Origin of the sequence: uncultured Rummeliibacillus sp., assembly GCF_934216135.1 — a bacterium.
Taxonomy (GTDB): domain Bacteria; phylum Bacillota; class Bacilli; order Bacillales_A; family Planococcaceae; genus Rummeliibacillus.
Window position 1 is genome coordinate 113,454 of record NZ_CAKQBI010000001.1, and the last position, 20,574, is coordinate 134,027.

A 20,574-nucleotide genomic window follows, 5' to 3' on the forward strand; every position below is an offset into this window, starting at 1 on the left:
ATTAGTGGCTTTTTAGTTTATTGGATAATCTGTTATTTTTGGATAAAGAAATGTAGTGAAGTAGACTATGGACATTATTGTCTGATTTTTATACAATATACTTGTATTTCATAATATTATGAAATTTAGATGGGAGGATTAAGTATGAACATCCATGAGTATCAAGGAAAAGAAATTCTTCGTCAATATGGGGTGTCGGTTCCTTCAGGTCGAGTTGCATTCTCACCAGAAGAAGCTGTAAAAGTTGCGAAAGAATTAGATTCAAAGGTTATAGTGGTAAAAGCTCAAATCCATGCTGGCGGTCGTGGAAAGGCTGGCGGGGTAAAAATCGCTAAAAATTTAGATGAAGTCCGTTCTTATGCTAAAGAACTGTTAGGTAAAGTACTGGTTACACATCAAACAGGTCCAGAGGGTAAAGAAGTAAAACGCCTATACATAGAGGCTGGTTCTGATATTAAAAAGGAATATTATCTTAGCTTTTTAGTAGACCGAGCTACTTCAAGAGTAACAGTAATGGGCTCAGAAGAAGGCGGTATGGACATCGAAGAAGTAGCGGAAAAGAATCCGGAAAAGATTTTCAAAGAAGTCGTTGACCCAGTTGTTGGACTTACTGGATTCCAAGCAAGACGACTTGCATTTAATATGAATATTCCAAATCAATTAATCAATAAAACTGCAAATTTAATGCTAGGTTTATATAAAGCGTTTACAGAAAAAGATGCGTCTATCTTAGAAATTAACCCACTAGCAATAACAGGGGATAATGAAGTACAAGCATTAGATGCAAAATTTAATTTTGATAGCAATTCGTTATATCGCCATAAAGATATTGTTGAATTGCGTGACTTTGATGAAGAAGATCCAAAAGAAATAGAAGCCTCAAAATATGATCTAAATTATGTAACTTTGGATGGTAATATTGGTTGTATGGTAAATGGAGCAGGTCTAGCGATGTCAACAATGGATACCATTAGTTACTACGGAGGACACCCTGCAAACTTCCTTGACGTTGGTGGTGGTGCAACTGCTGAAAAAGTAACGGAAGCATTTAAAATTATCTTGTCAGATTCAAATGTAAAGGGAATTTTCGTTAATATTTTTGGTGGCATTATGAAATGTGATGTTATTGCAGAAGGCGTAATTGTAGCTGCAAAAGAAGTGGGGTTAAATGTACCATTAGTAGTCCGTTTAGAAGGGACAAATGTTAATTTAGGGAAAAAATTACTGAATGAATCAGGCTTAAATATTGTAGCTGCAGATTCCATGGGTGACGGTGCTCAAAAAATCGTAGAACTTGTAGGCTAAGAAGGGCGGGATCAGGATGAGTATTTATATCAACAAAGATACAAAAGTATTGGTACAAGGCATTACAGGTTCGACAGCGCTTTTCCATACCAAACAAATGCTTGAATACGGTACTAAAATAGTAGCAGGTGTGACTCCAGGGAAGGCTGGTACTTCAGTTGAGGGTGTACCAGTATTTAATACTGTTTTGGAAGCAAAAAATGAAACAGGTGCTAATGTTTCTGTTATTTATGTTCCGGCACCATTTGCGGCAGATGCAATCTTGGAAGCTGTTGATGCCGAACTTGATATGGTGATTTGTATTACAGAACATATACCTGTACTTGATATGGTAAATGTTAAACGTTATATGGAAGGAAAGAAAACACGTTTAATAGGACCAAACTGTCCGGGCGTCATTTCTGCAGATGAATGTAAAATTGGTATTATGCCAGGATATATTCATACAAAAGGTCATGTAGGTGTTGTATCTCGCTCTGGTACATTAACATATGAAGCAGTACATCAATTAACGGTAGAAGGCATTGGCCAAACTACAGCAGTCGGAATTGGTGGGGACCCTGTAAACGGCACAAACTTCATAGATGTATTAAAAGAATTTGAAGCAGATCCAGAAACATATGGAGTTATCATGATTGGAGAAATCGGTGGTACAGCTGAAGAAGAAGCTGCAGAATGGATTAAAGCAAACATGACAAAACCTGTTGTAGGATTCATCGGTGGTCAAACAGCACCTCCTGGTAAACGTATGGGGCATGCAGGAGCTATTATTTCAGGTGGTAAAGGTACTGCAAAAGAAAAGATCAAAAAGATGAATGAATGCGGTATCGAAGTAGCTCCAACACCATCAGTTATTGGCGAAACATTTATTCGAGTGATTAAAGAAAAGGGCTTGTACGAAAAGTGTAAAACCCATTAGAATGAGAGTGTAGTACTAAAATAGTACTGCACTTTCTTTATAAATAGTCTTTGATAAAGCTTGTTTGTTTAAAGTATAATTGCATATTAATGGAGGGAAGTTATGTACGATGTAAATTTTACAGAAAGATTACTTGCACTACATTATGTGTTTCCTGTTCCCCTTAACAGGTTGCAGAAATTGTTTGAAGTAGATCCAGATTTAACACAATTAGATCAAATATCTACTCAAAAACTAGCTGGATATTTGAATTTATCTGTCGAAAAAGCTGGAATTTTACAAGAAAACTATATAAAAACGCTTAATTCCCCATTAAATGAAGCGTATATGGCACATAATATCTTCCCCATACCTTTTCATCATTCATTATATCCCAACAAATTACTTGCATTATATGACCCACCAGTTGTACTTTATACAAAAGGATTAGTTGATATTTTGAAGAATTGGCGTAGAATTGCAATAGTTGGTTCAAGACAAGCTACAAATTATTCTGAAAAAATATTAAACTATATAATACCACCATTAGTAGAACAAAAGTATGTTATTGTTAGTGGGTTAGCTAAAGGTGCAGATCGCATGGCTCATGAAGCAACAATAAAATTTTCTGGTCAAACAATTGGAGTATTAGGTCATGGTTTGTTTCACCTTTATCCAAAAGAAAATCGTAAATTAGCTGAAATTATGGAGAAAGAACATTTGCTTATAAGCGAATATCCGCCATATGTAAAACCACAAAAATGGCATTTTCCGATGCGCAATCGTATTATAAGTGGTATGTCTGAAGGGATACTTGTTACTGAGGCAGCAGAAAAAAGTGGTACTTTAAGTACGATTGATCATGGTTTAGAAAACGGTAAGCATATATTCGTTGTGCCAGGTGATATAACAAAACCACTTTCTAAGGGACCACATAAATTGCTATTAGAAGGTGCAATGCCTGTGTGGAACGGTTATCAAATTATAGAAGAAATAGAAGGATTTCTACTTTCTAAATGAAAAAGGGTTGCAAAAATACAAATTCTGTTATACATTTTGCAACAGGTATTTCTTTTGGAAAATGAAACAACACCTCTATAAGGGGGAAATTTAATGTCGGATTATTTAGTTATAGTGGAATCGCCCGCAAAAGCAAAAACAATCGAGCGATATTTAGGAAAAAAATATAAAGTAAAAGCTTCAATAGGTCATGTACGCGACCTTCCAAAAAGTCAAATGGCTATTGATACAGAAAACAATTACGAACCAAGATATATAACGATTCGTGGTAAAGGCCCCGTTTTACAAGATTTGAAATCTGCAGCGAAGAAAGCAAAGAAAATATATCTCGCAGCCGATCCAGACCGTGAAGGGGAAGCAATAGCTTGGCACTTAGCAACTGCTTTGAATATTGATATTGAATCAGATTGCCGTGTAGTATTTAATGAGATTACAAAGGATGCGATTAAAGAGTCCTTTAAGCATCCACGTCCAATTGATATGGATTTAGTTGATGCGCAACAAGCAAGAAGAATTTTAGATAGGCTTGTTGGATATAATATTAGCCCTTTATTATGGAAGAAAGTTAAAAAAGGATTATCAGCAGGTCGTGTTCAATCCACAGCATTACGTCTGATTATTGACCGTGAAAATGAAATCAAGAACTTCCAACCGGAAGAATACTGGACAATTGAGGGGAATTTCCAAAAAGGCAAAAAAACATTTGATGCCTCATTTTATGGAATAGCAAAAGAAAAAATTAAATTATCAAATGAACAAGAAGTAGGAGAAATTCTTAACCAAATCAATGGCAACGATTTTCAAGTGAAAAAAATTGTTAAAAGAGAACGTAAAAGAAATGCTTCACCTGCATTTACTACTTCATCTTTACAACAAGAAGCTGCTAGAAAGTTGAATTTCCGTGCTCGAAAAACAATGATGCTTGCGCAACAATTATACGAAGGTATAGATGTTGGAAAAGAAGGTACAGTAGGTTTAATCACATATATGCGTACAGACTCTACACGTATCTCTGAAACAGCTAAAAAAGAAGCTCATGAATATATTGAACAAAATTATGGATCTGAGTATACGACTTTAATTACTCAACAAGCAAAAAATAAAGAAAATGCACAAGATGCGCATGAAGCTATTCGACCTACAAGTACATTGCGTCATCCTGATCAATTGAAAGCAGTCTTATCTAGAGATCAATTGCGATTATATCGTTTGATTTGGGAAAGATTTGTTGCAAGCCAAATGGCACCAGCAATATTAGATACAGTAACCACAGATTTACAAAATGGTGAAATCATCTTCCGTGCATCTGGCTCAAATGTAAAATTCCCTGGTTTTATGAAGCTTTATATTGAAGGTTCTGATGATCAAAAAGAAGAAAAAGATAAACTTCTTCCTCCAATGGAGCAAGGTGATGTTGTGAATAGTTTAGAAATTGAACCGAAACAACATTTCACTCAACCGCCACCACGCTTCTCAGAAGCACGTCTAGTTAAAACGTTAGAGGAGCTAGGTATAGGAAGACCATCTACTTATGCACCAACATTAGACACTATTCAAAAGCGTGGCTACGTTACATTAGAAGCGAAACGATTTGTTCCTACTGAACTTGGGGAAATTGTCCATTCATTAGTGCTTGAATTTTTCCCGGGAATTATTGATATTGAATTTACTGCGCAAATGGAAAAGGACTTAGATAGTATTGAAGATGGTAACGTTAAATGGGTTCAAATTATTGATGATTTCTATCGGAAATTTGAAAAGGATTTGAGACATGCAGAAATTGCAATGGAAAAAGTAGAGATTAAGGATGAACCAGCAGGTGAGGATTGCGAACAATGTGGATCACCTATGGTCTTTAAGTTAGGACGATATGGAAAATTTATGGCTTGTAGTAATTTCCCAGAATGCCGTAATACAAAAGCAATTGTGAAAGAGATCGGTGTGAAATGTCCAAAATGTAAAGAGGGCGAAATCGTCGAAAGAAAAAGTAAGACAAAACGCATTTTTTACGGATGTAACCGCTATCCAGATTGTGACTTTGTCTCATGGGATAAACCTATCAACCGTCCATGTCCGAAATGTAATGAATTATTAGTAGAAAAGAAAATTAAAAAAGGTATTCAAGTCCAATGTACAAGTTGTGATTATAAAGAAGAAACTACACAATGATTTAGTTAGAAAGCAGGTAAATAATAGAATGACACCAATTGTAAATGTAATCGGAGCAGGTTTAGCTGGAAGTGAAGCTGCTTGGCAAATCGCGAAAAGAGGCGTACAAGTTCGACTATATGAAATGCGCCCAGTAAAACAAACACCCGCACATCATACAGATAAATTTGCTGAACTAGTTTGTAGTAATTCACTAAGAGCAAATAATTTAACTAATGCAGTAGGCGTAATTAAAGAAGAAATGCGTCAATTGGACTCAATCATTATTGAAGCTGCTGACAATTGTTCAGTACCAGCTGGTGGTGCATTGGCTGTAGATAGACACGAATTCTCAGGATATATTACAGAAAAAGTAAAAAATCACCCACTTGTGGAAGTAATTCATGAAGAAGTAACAGAAATTCCGGATGAAGGGATTACAGTTATTGCAACTGGTCCACTTACTTCAAAAGCTTTAGCTGATAAAATCCAACAATTAACAGGAGAAGATTATTTATATTTCTATGATGCTGCAGCACCTATTATTGAAAAAGACAGTATCGATATGGATAAAGTGTACTTAAAATCTCGTTACGATAAAGGTGAAGCTGCTTATTTAAACTGTCCTATGACAGAAGATGAGTTCTATGCATTCCAAAAAGCACTTGTTGAAGCAGAAAAAGCACCCTTAAACGAATTTGAAAAAGAAAAGTATTTTGAAGGTTGTATGCCGATTGAAGTTATGGCAGAAAGAGGACCAAAAACAATGCTTTTCGGGCCTATGAAACCGGTAGGCTTAGAAGATCCTAAGACTGGAAAACGACCATTCGCAGTAGTTCAGCTTCGTCAAGACGATGCAGCAGGAACACTATATAATATCGTTGGATTCCAAACACATTTAAAATGGGGTGCACAAAAAGAAGTATTTCGTATGATTCCTGGATTAGAGAATGTTGAAATTGTACGTTATGGAGTTATGCATCGAAATACATTTATCAATTCACCAAAAGCTTTAGCACCAACATATCAACTAAAAAGTAAGCCAAACATCTTCTTTGCTGGTCAAATGACAGGTGTAGAAGGTTATGTAGAATCAGCAGGAAGTGGTTTAATCGCTGGGATTAATGCAGCTCATTTAGCATTACAACAAGATTTATATATCTTCCCTGCTGAAACTGCTTTAGGAAGTATGGCTCGTTATATAACAGAAGCCGATCCAAAACATTTCCAACCGATGAATGTGAACTTTGGTCTTTTCCCAGCTCTAGGTGAAAAAATTAAATCAAAACAAGAACGTGGAGAAAAGCATGCAGAACGTGCTTTAAATGCATTAAAACAATTTAAATCCACAATAGAAGTACTATAGATTTTTACACTTTTAATGAGTAGAAAATCCAAAATAAATTTCAAATGAGACATAAAAAATAATATTGTATATAATTATCCAGTGTCTTGGATTTTAAATTTGTTAAAATTTTGTTTAATAGTTTGCGTAAGTCCTTAAATGTTGTTATACTTTTAAGGGCTTTTTTCTTTGCAATTATTTTTTTTTGCGTTTAATCGGTTTTTTTTAGGATAAATACTTCCATAATTAGGTATACTACACATAAAATATGTTTAATAAAATATTCATACAAAAAAATGTCATAAATCTACTGAAAATTGCCATAGTCTAAGTTGTGGAAAGCGTTTTCGCTTTATTTAATTGTGTTACAGTGAGAAAATAGAACAGAAAACGTGAGTAGATGAGGTGTTCCTATGAACATTCAATTTAAACAGGCACTTGAACAGTTTGTTACTTATATCCAATTAGAAAAAAACTTCTCTCCATTAACGGTACGTGATTATCAAAAGGATATACTTGATTTTTATACATTCCTTCAAGTAGAAGGTGTGGAAGATTTAACGCAAGTTGAATACATACACGCCAGACTTTTTGTAACGAAATTGTATGAAGAAAAAAAGGCAAGAACGACAATATCAAGGAAGATTTCTTCAATCCGTTCTTTTTTCAAATTTTTAAATAAAGAATATAATTTGGACGATACAGCGTTCCAAGCTCTCTATCATCCCAAAAAAGAATTAAGATTACCCCACTTTTTTTATGAAGAGGAACTAACGAAGCTGTTTGAGTCAAATGAGGGAGAAGACCCTAAGGCACTAAGGAATATGGCTTTATTAGAACTTCTTTATGCAACTGGCATCCGAGTAAGTGAACTAACATCAATCGAACTGAAAGATGTTGACTTTTCATTGAATATCTTAAGAGTGATGGGGAAAGGTAGAAAAGAGAGGTATGTTCCATTTGGACATTTTGCAGCTGAAGCCATGCAACACTATCTAGCAGAATCTCGTCCTAAACTTGTTAAAGATATAAAGCATACAAAACTATTTGTAAATATGCGAGGAGGAGCTCTAACTGCAAGAGGCGTTCGATATATTTTAAATGACATGGTGAAACAAGCGGAGTTACATACTAACATATATCCACATATGTTACGACATACGTTTGCAACCCATTTATTAAATAATGGGGCGGATTTGAGAACTGTTCAAGAATTATTAGGACATTCTAATTTATCGTCAACGCAAGTTTACACACATGTAACAAAAGAACATCTACGAAACACATATATGAATGCTCACCCAAGAGCTTAATATTTTGAGGAGGTTTTAAATTATGGATTTGCATGCAACAACAATATTTGCCATACAGCATAATGGTCAAAGTGCTATGGCAGGCGATGGGCAAGTTACGTTAGGAAACTCTGTAGTAATGAAACATACAGCAAAAAAAGTTCGTCGTTTATACAATGGTAAAGTGCTAGCTGGTTTTGCTGGATCTGTGGCAGATGCTTTTACATTATTTGAAATGTTCGAAAGTAGATTGATGGAATATAACGGAAATTTGCAAAGAGCTGCTGTAGAAGTTGCTAAACAATGGCGTGGGGATAAGATGCTTCAAAAGTTAGAAGCCCTTTTACTAGTGATGAATAGTGAGACATTACTATTAGTATCTGGATCTGGTGAAGTGATTGAACCAGATGATGGCATTTTAGCAATTGGTTCTGGTGGGAATTATGCTTTATCTGCCGGAAGAGCTTTAAAACAATATAGTGGAAATATATTAACTGCGAAAGAAATTGCGAAAGCATCGTTAGAAATAGCAGCAGATATTTGTGTATTTACAAACCATAATATTATCGTGGAGGATCTAGAAGTATGATACAACAAAAGACCCCTAGAGAAATGTTAGAGTATTTAAATCGTTATATTGTCGGCCAAACAGAAGCGAAGAGAGCTGTAGCCGTTGCCTTACGTAATCGTTATCGTAGACAATTATTATCTGAAGAAATTCGAAATGAAGTAATTCCTAAAAATATATTGATGATAGGGCCAACTGGTGTCGGTAAAACTGAAATTGCTCGTCGTATAGCACGTCTTGCGAAAGCACCATTTCTTAAAGTGGAGGCTACAAAATTTACTGAAGTAGGTTATGTTGGTCGGGATGTTGAATCTATGGTTCGAGATTTAGTGGACATCTCCAATCGCCTTGTAAAAGAAGAAAAACAAGAAGAAGTTAAAGAACAAGCTGAAAAATTAGCAAATGACCAAATTGTGAAATTATTAGTGCCAAGTATGAAAAAAAAGCAAGCTACACAAAATCCATTTGAAGCTTTATTTGGACAAAAAAGTGAAGACTCTGAAGAAAAACAAGAAGAAGATTCGCAAGTTCGTTTAAAACGTTCTCAAATTGCTGAGAAATTACGAGATGGAAAATTAGAAAACGAATGGATCACCATTGAAGTAACAGAACAACAACCGAATATGATGGGTATGATTCCTGGTGGCCTTGATATGGGTGGAACGAACATGGGTGATATGCTTTCAAGTTTTATGCCACCCAAAAAGAAAAAACGCCGATTACAAGTAAAAGATGCAAGGCGAATTTTAACGATTGAAGAAGCTAACAAATTAATCGATAATGACGAAGTATCTGAAGAAGCAATTCGTCGTGCAGAAGAAACAGGAATTATTTTCATTGACGAAATTGATAAAGTCGCTACTAGAAGTAATAGTAGTGGAGGAAGTGCAAATGTATCTCGAGAAGGAGTGCAACGAGATATACTTCCGATAGTTGAGGGTTCAACAATTAATACAAAATATGGACCTGTTCGTACGGATTTTATCTTGTTTATTGCAGCAGGAGCATTTCATATGTCAAAACCATCGGATCTGATTCCCGAATTACAAGGGAGATTCCCAATTCGAGTTGAATTAGAAAAATTAACAAAAGAAGATTTTATTCGTATTTTAAAAGAACCAGATCACTCATTGATTATTCAATATCAAGCGCTTCTTGCAACGGAGGGTATTGAGATTGTATTTACGGATGCAGCAATTGAACGCATTGCAGAGATTGCAACAAATGTTAACCAGGATACAGACAATATCGGTGCAAGACGTTTGCATACAATACTTGAACGGTTATTAGAAGAACTATCATTTGAAGCGGCAGATATTTCACCAGCACATATAGAAATTACAGAAGGGTATGTCGATGAAAAACTTAACAAAATTGTTAAGAATAAAGATTTGTCACAGTTTATTTTATAGTTTATAATCTAATGTATTGCGCAAAATTTAAAACCTTTTGAATATTGCATAAATTTAAGAAAATTTTACAGGAGGCTAAATAAAAATGAATTTATTAGCTAAAACAAGAAAAATTAATTCCATGCTACAAGCATCAGCAGGAAAACAAGTTAACTTTAAAGAAATGGCAGAAAAGCTTGGTGAAGTAATCGATAGTAACGTATATATTGTAAGTCGTAAAGGTAAGTTATTAGGTATTGCAGTGAACCAACAAATCGAAAACGAACGTTTTAAAAAAATGCTTGAACAACGCCAATTCCCAGAAGAATATACTCGCAACTTATATGACTTCTCAGAAACTGCTTCAAATTTAGATGTTTTTGACCAACACAGTGCTTTTCCGGTTGAAGCTCAAGAAATTTTCAAATCAGGTTTAACTACTATTGTACCAATCAATGGTGGTGGAGAACGTTTAGGAACATTAATCCTAGCACGTTTAGAAAGTAAATTTGAAGATGATGATCTAATTTTAGCTGAATACGGTGCTACAGTTGTTGGAATGGAAATTTTACGTGAAAAATCTGAAGAAATCGAACAAGAAGCACGCAGTAAAGCTGTTGTACAAATGGCTATCAACTCATTATCATACAGTGAACTAGAAGCAATCGAACATATCTTTGAAGAATTAGATGGTTCTGAAGGTTTACTAGTAGCTTCTAAAATTGCAGATCGAGTGGGAATTACTCGTTCCGTAATCGTTAATGCGTTACGTAAATTAGAATCTGCTGGTGTTATTGAATCACGTTCTCTAGGGATGAAAGGTACTTATATCAAAGTATTAAATAACAAATTCCTTACTGCATTAGCAGAAATAAAAATGCGCTAAAATTTATTGATTAATGATGAAACTATCTTTTCTACTTTTGAAGAAAAGATAGTTTTTTTGTTTTAAAGAAGATACATATATGATTGTAAAAAATTATCCAATATAAATTTGTCGAAATTTGTAGCCACGATGTAGGTAATAAACGCAAGATAATAAAAAAAGAGAGAGAACGAAAAATATTTCTATTCATTCTGAATATTTTGTTTTTGTTAAAAAAATGATTTTTTACGTGTGATAGTACTAGTAAAATGAAAGTTTTAATATTAAGTGACGAAAGAACTAGATAATATTTCACAGACTGTTTTTAAAGAATAGAGTTTATTTCATTAACTCTTTAAAAATAAGCAATTAAACGTATTTAACATTGTAATAGTATAAAACATTTATAATCGAAAAGTAGTATTTAAGGATTGAGTTAAAAAATAAAACAAACTATTTTGCGAACAAAAATAGTTTGTTTTGCCTACTAAAAATAAGCTATTTTAGATAGACACTTTATAACATATTTATTACAATTATAACGTATTGAAATTTAAGAGAATTTGACAAAAAAAGTCGAATTGAGGTGAAAAATTTGAGCCTATTTAGCGGAACAATAAGTAATATCGAAAGTGGATTATCATATGCGAGTGTTAAACAAAAAACAATCGCACAAAATATAGCAAATGTCGACACACCTAACTATAAGGCTAAAGATGTAAGTTTTAGCAAGATGTTGACAGAAGCTAAAGAATCATACATAAAGGCATATCGTACAAATGATAAGCATATTGACTTCCAAACAGATTCTAAAGCCCCAGGCGTGTATAGTTATTCCAATAACTCTTATAGAGAAAATGGAAATGGTGTAGATATGGATAAAGAACAAGCGAGTTTAGCGAAAAATACAATCTATTACAATGCATTAATTGAAAGAGAAAATGGAAAACTGAATTCTCTTTTAACTGTTGCTAAAGGAGGTAATTAGCGATGTCGATTTTTCATAGTATGGACACCACTGGTTCTGCCTTAACAGCGCAACGTCTACGAATGGATGTTATATCATCTAATATGGCTAATGCGGATACTACACGTGCTAAGAGGGTTAATGGGAAATGGGTTCCTTACACACGGAAAACTGTTACATTAACACCGAAGGAAGGTAGTTTTTCGAATTATTTAAATGTTGCTATGGGCGGAAATGGCAAAATGGGGAATGGTGTAAAAGTTTCAAGCATAAATGAAGATACTTCAACGCCATATAAACTTGTATACGATCCAACAAATCCAGATGCAGATAAAGATGGTTATGTACAAACCTCAAATGTCGATTCATTAAAAGAAATGGTAAATCTTATTTCAGCAACAAGATCTTATGAGGCAAATGTAACAGTATTTAATGCAAACAAATCAATGCTTTCTAAAGCACTTGAAATTGGTAAGTAACTGGTGATTCTAATTAAGGAAGGATGAAGGGAAATGGCTATTTCACAAATTTCGGTTCTACAACCAACGCAACCAACAATGACACAAAGCGTTGCACAAACAATTCCATCTGATAAGAAGGAAAGCTTTGGAACAATGTTAAAAGATGCTATTTCAACCGTTAATGATAGTCAAGTAGCTTCTGATACTATGACTAATAAGTTAGTTAATGGAGAAAATGTAGAGCTTCATGATGTAATGATTTCGGCGCAAAAAGCGAATATTACATTAAATACTGCCCTATCAATTCGTAATAAAGTCATTGATGCTTACCAAGAAATCATGCGAATGACAGTTTAATAGAAATGATTATCGGCTTTTTATAACGATGAATCATTTACTATGACCGGAGGCTCAAAATGAAGGAAAGACTAAAGAATATCAAAGCCAACTTTAGTGGGTTTTGGAGTAGTCGAACAAAAGTGCAAAAAGGAACCATTATCGGTTCTATTATTGCAATATTACTCATTGCATCAATTATTACATATTTCACAACTAGAGTAACATATGCACCTTTGTTTTCAGACTTATCAGCTGCTGAAGTAGGGCAAATTAAAGAACAATTAGATTCAAAGGGAGTTAAATATCAGGTAACAAATGGTGGAACAGCTATCTCAGTACCGGAAGATCAAGTCGATAATTTAAAAGTAGACTTAGCTTCGCAAGGCTTTCCGCAATCGGGGCAAATTGATTACTCCTTCTTTTCAAAAAATGCCGGGTTTGGTATGACGGATAATGAGTTCAACGTATTAAAATTAGCGTCAATGCAAACCGAACTTGCAAATCTTATGAAAGATGTAAAAGGCGTTAAAGATGCAAAAGTAATGATTACATTACCTGAAAAGGGTGTTTTTGTTAGTGATACTCAGCAGGAAGCAAGTGCATCAATTGTATTAAATACCGAACCAGGATATCAGTTTACAGAGTCTCAAATTAAGACATTGTATAATTTGGCATCAAAAAGTGTGCCGAATTTAAAACCAGAAAATATCGTTATTACCAATCAATATTTTGAATACTACGATTTAAATACCCAAACTGCTTCGACTGGGGATGGTATTTCATCTTCTGATTCAAATAAACAATTAGAGATTAAAAAGCAAATTGAACGAGATCTCCAACGTCAAGTTCAAACAATGTTAGGTCAGTTAATGGGAGCTGGAAAAGCTGCTGTTACTGTAACAACTGATATTGATTTTACACAAGAAAAAAGAGAAGAAAATTTAGTTGAACCAGTAGATAAGGAAAATATGGCTGGTATTCAAATAAGTGCTCAAAAAATCAACGAAACATATACAGGTACAGGAAATGCGGCAGGTGGTACACCTGAAGCAGATCAAAATACGGATAATTTCACAGATTATCAATCTACAACGAATGGCAATGGTGATTATGAAAAAACAGAGGACACAGTAAATTACGAAGTTAATCGTATTAAACGTAAAATTACAGAAAGTCCATATCGAGTTCGTGATATTGGAATTCAAGTTTTAGTTGAACCACCAAAACCGGGTGATCCAACTTCATTGCCACAAGCTACACAAGATAATATTAAAAATATGCTGGCTTCAATTGTACGTACGTCAATTGACAAAAACGAGGCAGGCCAGCTAACTAATGCACAAGTGAATCAAAAGGTAACAGTTGCAGTTGAAAAGATGAATGGTAAAGCACAAATGGCAACTGCACAAAAAAGTTCTATCCCATGGTGGATATATGTAATAGGTGGAATTTTATTAGTTGTCATTGGTTTACTAGTATTCTTTATCGTTCGTTCTAGAAGAGAAGAGTACGATGAGGATGAATATGATTATGAAGACGAAGAAGAATTAGATATTGAAGATATTTCTGATGAGAAAGAAACCGAAACAACTTTAAGAAGAAAACAACTTGAAAAAATGGCAAAAGAAAAGCCAGATGAATTTGCAAAATTATTAAGAACATGGATTTCAGAAGATTAATGGGAGGGTTAAGCTGTGGTAGCTAAGAAAGAAAAAGGTCTATCAGGAAAACAAAAAGCAGCACTCCTATTAATTTCTTTAGGACCAGAGGTATCAGCTGCTGTATATAAACATTTAAATGAAGAGGAAATAGAAAAACTAACATTAGAAATTTCTAGTGTAAAAAAAGTTGAACCAGAGATTAAAGAAGAAATAATAGAAGAATTTCATAATATAGCACTTGCTCAAGATTATATTTCTCAAGGCGGAATTGGCTATGCTAAAACGGTATTAGAAAAGGCACTCGGAAATGATCAGGCACAAGCAATTATTAATCGTTTAACGTCATCTTTACAAGTAAGACCTTTTGATTTTGCACGTAGAACAGATCCTGCTCAAATATTTAATTTTATACAAAATGAGCATCCACAAACAATTGCTTTAATCTTGTCTTATCTTGAACCGCAGCAGGCGGGAGTTATTTTATCATCTCTTCCTCAAGAAGTTCAAGCAGATATTGCTAAACGTATAGCTACTATGGATTCAACTTCACCAGAAGTAATTAGTGAAATTGAATCTGTATTAGAGAGAAAATTGTCATCAACGGTTACGCAAGACTATACAGAGACTGGTGGCGTAGATGCTGTCGTAGAAGTACTGAATGGTGTAGATCGTCAAACTGAAAAAACAATTCTCGATGCACTCGAAATACAAGATCCAGAACTTGCGGAAGAAATCAAAAAGCGCATGTTTGTTTTCGAAGATATTGTTACACTCGACAACCGTTCTATCCAACGTGTTATTCGGGATTGCGAAAACGAGGATTTACTTTTAGCGATGAAAGTTTCAAGCGAAGAAGTAAAAGAAATCATTTTCAAGAATATGTCACAACGTATGGCCGAGTCATTTAAAGAAGAAATGGAAGTAATCGGACCTGTTCGTTTGAGAGATGTAGAGGAAGCCCAATCACGTATTGTAGGAATTACACGCCGATTAGAAGACGCTGGTGAAATTATTATTGCTCGTGGTGGAGGGGATGACGTAATTGTCTAAGATTTTCCGTTTTGAAGATTCGAAGGCTTATAAAGAAAATTTCCGCACCATTGAAATACAAGAATTATTCAGTACACATGAAAATGTAGAGGAAGATATAACTTTAGAACATGTTTTTGAAGAGCGTAATAAACTTTTGAGTGAGGCGCATCAAGAAATACAAAGCCAAAAAGAGGCATTTGAGCAACAATGCTTTCAAAAAAATCAAGCGTTAGATGAAGAAAAACAAAAATGGCAGCAAGAAAAATTAGAATTGCAACAGCAAGCGTATGATGAAGGGTTTCAGCAAGGTCTTGAAGAAGGCCGTTTGAAGGCAGAAGCTAATATGGCTGAAGATATTAAATTGGCCAATAATACAATTATTCAATCTAAACTAAACGCAGAGCAATATTTGCAAGAACAAGAAGAAGTCATTCTTGAAATTGCTATTCGCTCTGCAGAAAAAATATTAGGAATAGCCTTGCAAGAAAATCCTGAACGTTTTATCGATATAGTTCGAAAAGGATTAAAAGAAGCAAGAGAGATGAAAGAGATTAAATTATATGTCTCTCCACTATATTACAGGCTCGTTTCAGAGCATCGTGAAGAGTTAAGTGAAATGTTTCCTATAGGTGTTCCTTTTATGATCTTTGTCAATGAAGAAATTGGTGATACAGATTGTTATATTGAAACAAATCATGGAAGAATCATCGTTAGCATAGACCAACAGCTAAATGAGTTAAGACTAAAACTTGGAGAAATTTTAGAAAGCGTGGATTGAGGACAATGAAAGCAGCAGAGTTATTAGAGCACATATCTTCAGTTCAAACGTTCAAAAAGTTTGGACGAGTAACAAGAGTAGTTGGTTTAATGATTGAATCCCAAGGACCAGATAGCTCTATAGGAGATGTCTGCAAAATTCATGTCAATACGGTCAAACATGGTCACCAGGAAATTCTTGCTGAAGTAGTTGGGTTTAAAGATGAGATTGTTGTGCTAATGCCTTATACATCTCTTCGTGAAATTTCAATAGGGTGCTTAGTAGAAGGAACAGGCGTACCGTTAGAAGTAAAGGTAGGTACTGAACTAATTGGAAAAGTACTTGATTCAATGGGATATCCGATAGATGGTAGTAGTTTACCAAAAGGATTAACTACAGTTCAAACAGAGGAAGATCCGCCTAATCCTCTTACAAGACCACCGATAGATGAAATACTTGAGGTTGGGGTAAAAGCAATTGATGGAATGCTAACAGTTGGAAAGGGTCAGCGTGTAGGGATTTTCGCAGGTTCTGGTGTAGGAAAATCAACGCTACTAGGTATGATTGCAAGAAATACAGTTGCAGACTTAAATGTTATCGCTCTTATTGGTGAACGTGGACGGGAAGTTCGTGAATTTATCGAGAGAGATTTAGGAGAAGAAGGGTTAAAAAGGTCCATTGTTGTAGCTGCTACATCAGACCAACCAGCATTAATGCGCATTAAAGGGGCATTTACTGCAACAGCAATTGCTGAGTACTTCCGAAATCGGGGACTAAACGTTATGTTAATGATGGATTCTGTCACCCGTGTTGCTATGGCTCAACGTGAAATTGGCCTTGCAACTGGTGAACCACCAGCTCAAAAAGGGTATACACCATCGGTATTTGGTATATTGCCAAAGCTTCTAGAAAGAACGGGTACAAATGAAAAAGGCTCGATTACTGCTTTTTATACTGTACTTGTCGACGGTGATGATATGAACGAACCGATTGCAGATACCGTACGTGGAATTTTAGATGGACATATTGTTTTAGATAGAACATTAGCAAATAAGGGACAGTACCCAGCGATCAATATCTTAAAAAGTGTGAGCCGATTGATGAATCATATCGCAACACCTGAACATGTAAAGGCTGCTGAGTATTTAAGAGAACTCTATTTTACATATGAGAAATCAGAGGATTTGATTAATATAGGGGCTTATAAGAAGGGGACATCAAAAGAAATCGATGAAGCCATATATTATGAGCCACTCATTACATCTTATTTAAAACAAGGATATATGGATAAAGTTAGCATGGAAGATAGCGTTGCAGAATTAGTGAAATTATCGACTGGCGGTGTTAAATAGATGCAGGCTTATCAATATCGTTTTGATAAAGTAATGACAGTAAAACAACAAGAAAAAGACCAAAATGAAATGGCCTATAAGGATGCTACAAAGTCATTTGAGGATATAGCTACTAAACTGTATAAACTTCTAAAAAAAAAGGAAGATTTAATCGATTTCCAAGAGAAGAAACTAGCAAAAGGATCAACAATCGATGAAATCCATCATTATTCAAATTTTTTAAGCAGTGTCGAAAAATCAATAGATGAAACACAGCAAAAAGTAATTCAAGCCCGTTCAAAAATGGAATGGCATAAAGAGAAGCTAATAGAAAAATCATTAGAATGTCGTAAATATGAAAAGATGAAAGAAAAAGATTATCAATCATATCGCAAAGAACAAGATCGATTAGAAATGATTGAATTAGACGAACTTTCATCTATAGCATATTACAACAAAGAAATTAGGTGAGAACATGGCAACAACAAAACCTAGAAAAAAGGGAAGAAAGCCAAAATTACAAGTTGAAGAAGTGGTTGAAAAAAAGAAACCGAGTTTAATTCAGAAAATTTTCTTTTGGGTAATAATACCATTACTTTTCATATCTGCTGTTCTCCTGATTGCTGCAGAAGTTACTGGTACGAATGTTTTTGAAAAAGCTAAACAAATTACTGGTACTTCAACGTCAACTGAAAAAACAAGCAATATTAAAAAGGTAAACTCTAATAACGAAAAGCAAATAGCTGATTTAAAAGCGCAACTTCAAGAAAAAGAAGCTGAAATAGCCAAATTGCAAGGCGAAGTAGAGGATTCTAAAAGTGCAAATGCTAAAACAAAAATTGAAAAGCATCGATTAGAAGTACAAATCAAAAAGCTTGAAAAAGGCAAAGATGATACAAGAAAAGAATTTAGCGATATTGTCAAAACATATGAAAATATGGCACCAAAAGCTTCCGCACCAGTCATAACAAATATGAAAGATGCAGAAGCTATGAAAATTTTATCAAGTTTAAAACCAGCAACATTAGCGGCAATTCTTGAAAAAATGCCTTCAGACAAAGCGGCACATTATACAGAATTACTTTCTAAAAATAATTAATGTTTTAAATTGAATTGAAAGGGGGTGAAAATGTGAATATAGAATCGTTAAAAGTATCAAAAACTATGCAGAGTAAATCTACTTCTTATAAAGCAGTTTCACACGATAAAAACTTTTCAAAAATATTATCAAAGGCTAATGATTCAATTGCTAAACAAGAACAAAATGCCTCTCAAAATAATATTTCTGACAAGATAACTGCAAAAAAACAAAATGTAGAAAAAGTTGATCCGCAAGAAATACAAACAAACAAAAGCATAGAAGATACTGAAGATAGTAAGGAATCAGAAGAAGCATCAAGTAGATTTAGATTTAATTATTCAAATGGTTTAGAGGGTTTACTTGGTTCCATTTCAAAACTTGTTGACAATCCTGAGCAAGAACAAACTACTTCTATCGATGATTTTTCTTCTATATTAAATGCATCATCATTAGGGCAATTAGGCGATGCTTTAGGATTAGATTTAAAAGAATCAGATGTATCATTAGATAATATTCTACAAACTTTAGGAATTGATCAGAATGCCCTGCAACAAGCGATTCAACAGCTAACAGGAGACAATAAATCAACTGCAGAAAATATTTGGAGTATGTTAGAGAATATTGATCAAAATCAGCTAAATTTTATGCAAAATTTACTTTCTTCTATTAAGCAAGATTCAAACGCTAAAATTTCTAAGACACAAGCTGCACAAGTGTTACAAGTCTTAAAACTTATAGAAATTACAGCACCTAAAACTGACTTAATGTTAAAGCAAGAATATCAAACATTCCAACTTAAAGAGATGCTATCACAACTGTCGTCTAAGGTGGAACAATCGCTATCCAGTGAAGAGTCAAATCTAACTAAGATTAATAAGGTTCAACAACTGAATGTTAAGTTAGTAGATGCAAATACAAATGAAAATATTAGTACAATACAAACAACTACAAATAAAACAACAACAATTACATTAACATTACCTACAAACAAAGCTTCACAAGCTGAAGCCTTTGTAAAAGAATTTCAAGCAATCATGAATCGTAGTCAATTTTCAAATAATGCTGCAGGTACGAAGTTATTAATTAAACTTTATCCGGAAAATTTAGGTTCTGTCCGAGTTGAACTCATCCAAAAAGATGGTGTAATGAGCGCTCGTTTCTTGGCATCGACGAATATTGGAAAACAAATGCTTGAAAGTCAACTTCAACAGTTAAAACAAGGATTAGTTAACCAAAATATTCAATTAGATCGAATTGATGTTGCACAAGCATTAACAGAAACAAACAGAGCTGATAAAGAGCAACAGCACCAATTCCAACAAGCTTTTAAACAGCATTCAGAAGAACAAGAAAGAAAACGAAAAGATAACGATGAAGATGACTCAAACTTCAATGATATCTTAATGGATTTGGAGGTTTAGAAAATGGCGGAAACAACTGCTACAAGTTCAGCAACTTCTAATACAATAACGTCGGATTATTATTTAGCAAATAAAAAAAACGACAAGAAAACAGGCAATAGTTCTTTAGATAAAGATGCATTCATGCAATTGCTTGTTACTCAATTGCAAAATCAAGATCCAACTAGTCCAATGGATGATAAAGAATTTATATCTCAAATGGCGCAATTCTCTTCACTCGAACAAATGCAAAATGTTGCTAAATCCATAGATTCTTTATCCGAAATAGCCAAGCAATCACAACTAATGCAATATAATAGCTTCATCGGAAAAGACGTCACTTGGCACGAAGCAAGCGATAAAAAAGATGAAAAAGGAAATACAATTATCAATACAGGAAATGGTATTGTAAGCAAAATTGCTTTTTCTGGAGATAGCGTGAAGATTACACTTGAAGATGGAAAAACATTAGAACCAGCAAATATTTCTGAAGTTAATGGTTCTAATACAAACTCAAACTCTTCTTCAAACTCACTAGTTGAAGCAAGTTTATTAATTGGTAAAAATGTTGCTTACAAATCTGAAACGGAAACAGAAACGACTGCTAGTGTTAAATCTGTTAAAAAATCGTCTGATGGTAACATTCTTTTTGTATTATCAAATGGCAAGGAAGTAAAAGCTGATCAATTATCCTCTATTTCTGAATAATAGGG

The 20,574-nt window shown here is 34.3% G+C and carries 20 protein-coding genes; all 20 read left to right on the forward strand.

Annotated features, from left to right (window positions below):
* The first annotated feature begins 144 nt into the window (after positions 1-144).
* Positions 145-1,305 carry an ADP-forming succinate--CoA ligase subunit beta gene (gene sucC, locus Q0977_RS00565; RefSeq protein WP_119414269.1) on the forward strand — a complete coding sequence of 387 codons (1,161 nt, stop codon included), beginning with the start codon at positions 145-147 and terminating at the stop codon, positions 1,303-1,305.
* A gap of 16 nt (positions 1,306-1,321) precedes the next feature.
* Complete coding sequence (gene sucD, locus Q0977_RS00570) at positions 1,322-2,224, forward strand: succinate--CoA ligase subunit alpha (protein WP_119414270.1); 903 nt, start codon at positions 1,322-1,324, stop codon at positions 2,222-2,224.
* Positions 2,225-2,326: 102 nt separating this feature from the next.
* Positions 2,327-3,223 (forward strand): DNA-processing protein DprA, encoded by an 897-nt coding sequence (gene dprA, locus Q0977_RS00575; protein ID WP_124217245.1) that lies wholly within the window; start codon positions 2,327-2,329, stop codon positions 3,221-3,223.
* A 93-nt stretch (positions 3,224-3,316) separates the two neighbouring features.
* Positions 3,317-5,392 (forward strand): type I DNA topoisomerase, encoded by a 2,076-nt coding sequence (gene topA, locus Q0977_RS00580; protein ID WP_299509582.1) that lies wholly within the window; start codon positions 3,317-3,319, stop codon positions 5,390-5,392.
* A gap of 28 nt (positions 5,393-5,420) precedes the next feature.
* A complete protein-coding gene (trmFO, locus tag Q0977_RS00585; RefSeq protein WP_119414273.1) occupies positions 5,421-6,737 on the forward strand; it encodes an FADH(2)-oxidizing methylenetetrahydrofolate--tRNA-(uracil(54)-C(5))-methyltransferase TrmFO in 1,317 nt (438 codons plus the stop codon).
* A 392-nt stretch (positions 6,738-7,129) separates the two neighbouring features.
* A complete protein-coding gene (gene xerC / locus Q0977_RS00590; RefSeq protein ID WP_119414274.1) occupies positions 7,130-8,029 on the forward strand; it encodes a tyrosine recombinase XerC in 900 nt (299 codons plus the stop codon).
* A 19-nt stretch (positions 8,030-8,048) separates the two neighbouring features.
* Complete coding sequence (gene hslV, locus Q0977_RS00595; RefSeq protein ID WP_119414275.1) at positions 8,049-8,597, forward strand: ATP-dependent protease subunit HslV; 549 nt, start codon at positions 8,049-8,051, stop codon at positions 8,595-8,597.
* Positions 8,594-9,988, forward strand: coding sequence for an ATP-dependent protease ATPase subunit HslU (gene hslU, locus Q0977_RS00600; protein ID WP_299509590.1), 1,395 nt, complete (start codon positions 8,594-8,596; stop codon positions 9,986-9,988). Before hslV ends, hslU begins: the two co-directional genes overlap by 4 nt.
* Before the next feature lie 85 nt (positions 9,989-10,073).
* Entirely contained in the window at positions 10,074-10,853 is a 780-nt protein-coding gene (gene codY / locus Q0977_RS00605; RefSeq protein WP_119414277.1) for a GTP-sensing pleiotropic transcriptional regulator CodY, read from the forward strand.
* Positions 10,854-11,427: 574 nt separating this feature from the next.
* Positions 11,428-11,820, forward strand: coding sequence for a flagellar basal body rod protein FlgB (flgB, locus tag Q0977_RS00610; protein ID WP_124217247.1), 393 nt, complete (start codon positions 11,428-11,430; stop codon positions 11,818-11,820).
* Between the two features lie 2 nt (positions 11,821-11,822).
* The gene (gene flgC / locus Q0977_RS00615) at positions 11,823-12,278 is read left to right on the forward strand and encodes a flagellar basal body rod protein FlgC (protein ID WP_124217248.1); all 456 of its coding nucleotides are present in this window, start codon (positions 11,823-11,825) and stop codon (positions 12,276-12,278) included.
* A 33-nt stretch (positions 12,279-12,311) separates the two neighbouring features.
* Entirely contained in the window at positions 12,312-12,617 is a 306-nt protein-coding gene (gene fliE, locus Q0977_RS00620) for a flagellar hook-basal body complex protein FliE (protein ID WP_119414280.1), read from the forward strand.
* A 59-nt stretch (positions 12,618-12,676) separates the two neighbouring features.
* On the forward strand, positions 12,677-14,278 hold the full coding sequence (gene fliF, locus Q0977_RS00625; RefSeq protein WP_299509598.1) for a flagellar basal-body MS-ring/collar protein FliF: 1,602 nt from the start codon (positions 12,677-12,679) through the stop codon (positions 14,276-14,278).
* A 15-nt stretch (positions 14,279-14,293) separates the two neighbouring features.
* A complete protein-coding gene (gene fliG, locus Q0977_RS00630) occupies positions 14,294-15,310 on the forward strand; it encodes a flagellar motor switch protein FliG (RefSeq protein WP_119414282.1) in 1,017 nt (338 codons plus the stop codon).
* The gene (fliH, locus tag Q0977_RS00635) at positions 15,303-16,070 is read left to right on the forward strand and encodes a flagellar assembly protein FliH (RefSeq protein WP_124217250.1); all 768 of its coding nucleotides are present in this window, start codon (positions 15,303-15,305) and stop codon (positions 16,068-16,070) included. The genes fliG and fliH overlap by 8 nt, the downstream gene beginning before the upstream one ends.
* A 5-nt stretch (positions 16,071-16,075) precedes the next feature.
* Positions 16,076-17,401, forward strand: coding sequence for a flagellar protein export ATPase FliI (fliI, locus tag Q0977_RS00640; protein ID WP_119414284.1), 1,326 nt, complete (start codon positions 16,076-16,078; stop codon positions 17,399-17,401).
* Entirely contained in the window at positions 17,402-17,851 is a 450-nt protein-coding gene (gene fliJ / locus Q0977_RS00645) for a flagellar export protein FliJ (protein WP_299509599.1), read from the forward strand.
* Positions 17,852-17,855: 4 nt separating this feature from the next.
* The gene (locus Q0977_RS00650; RefSeq protein ID WP_299509600.1) at positions 17,856-18,479 is read left to right on the forward strand and encodes a MotE family protein; all 624 of its coding nucleotides are present in this window, start codon (positions 17,856-17,858) and stop codon (positions 18,477-18,479) included.
* A 32-nt stretch (positions 18,480-18,511) separates the two neighbouring features.
* Complete coding sequence (locus tag Q0977_RS00655) at positions 18,512-19,882, forward strand: flagellar hook-length control protein FliK (RefSeq protein WP_299509601.1); 1,371 nt, start codon at positions 18,512-18,514, stop codon at positions 19,880-19,882.
* A 3-nt stretch (positions 19,883-19,885) separates the two neighbouring features.
* Entirely contained in the window at positions 19,886-20,569 is a 684-nt protein-coding gene (gene flgD, locus Q0977_RS00660) for a flagellar hook assembly protein FlgD (protein WP_299509602.1), read from the forward strand.
* The last annotated feature ends 5 nt before the right edge of the window (positions 20,570-20,574 follow it).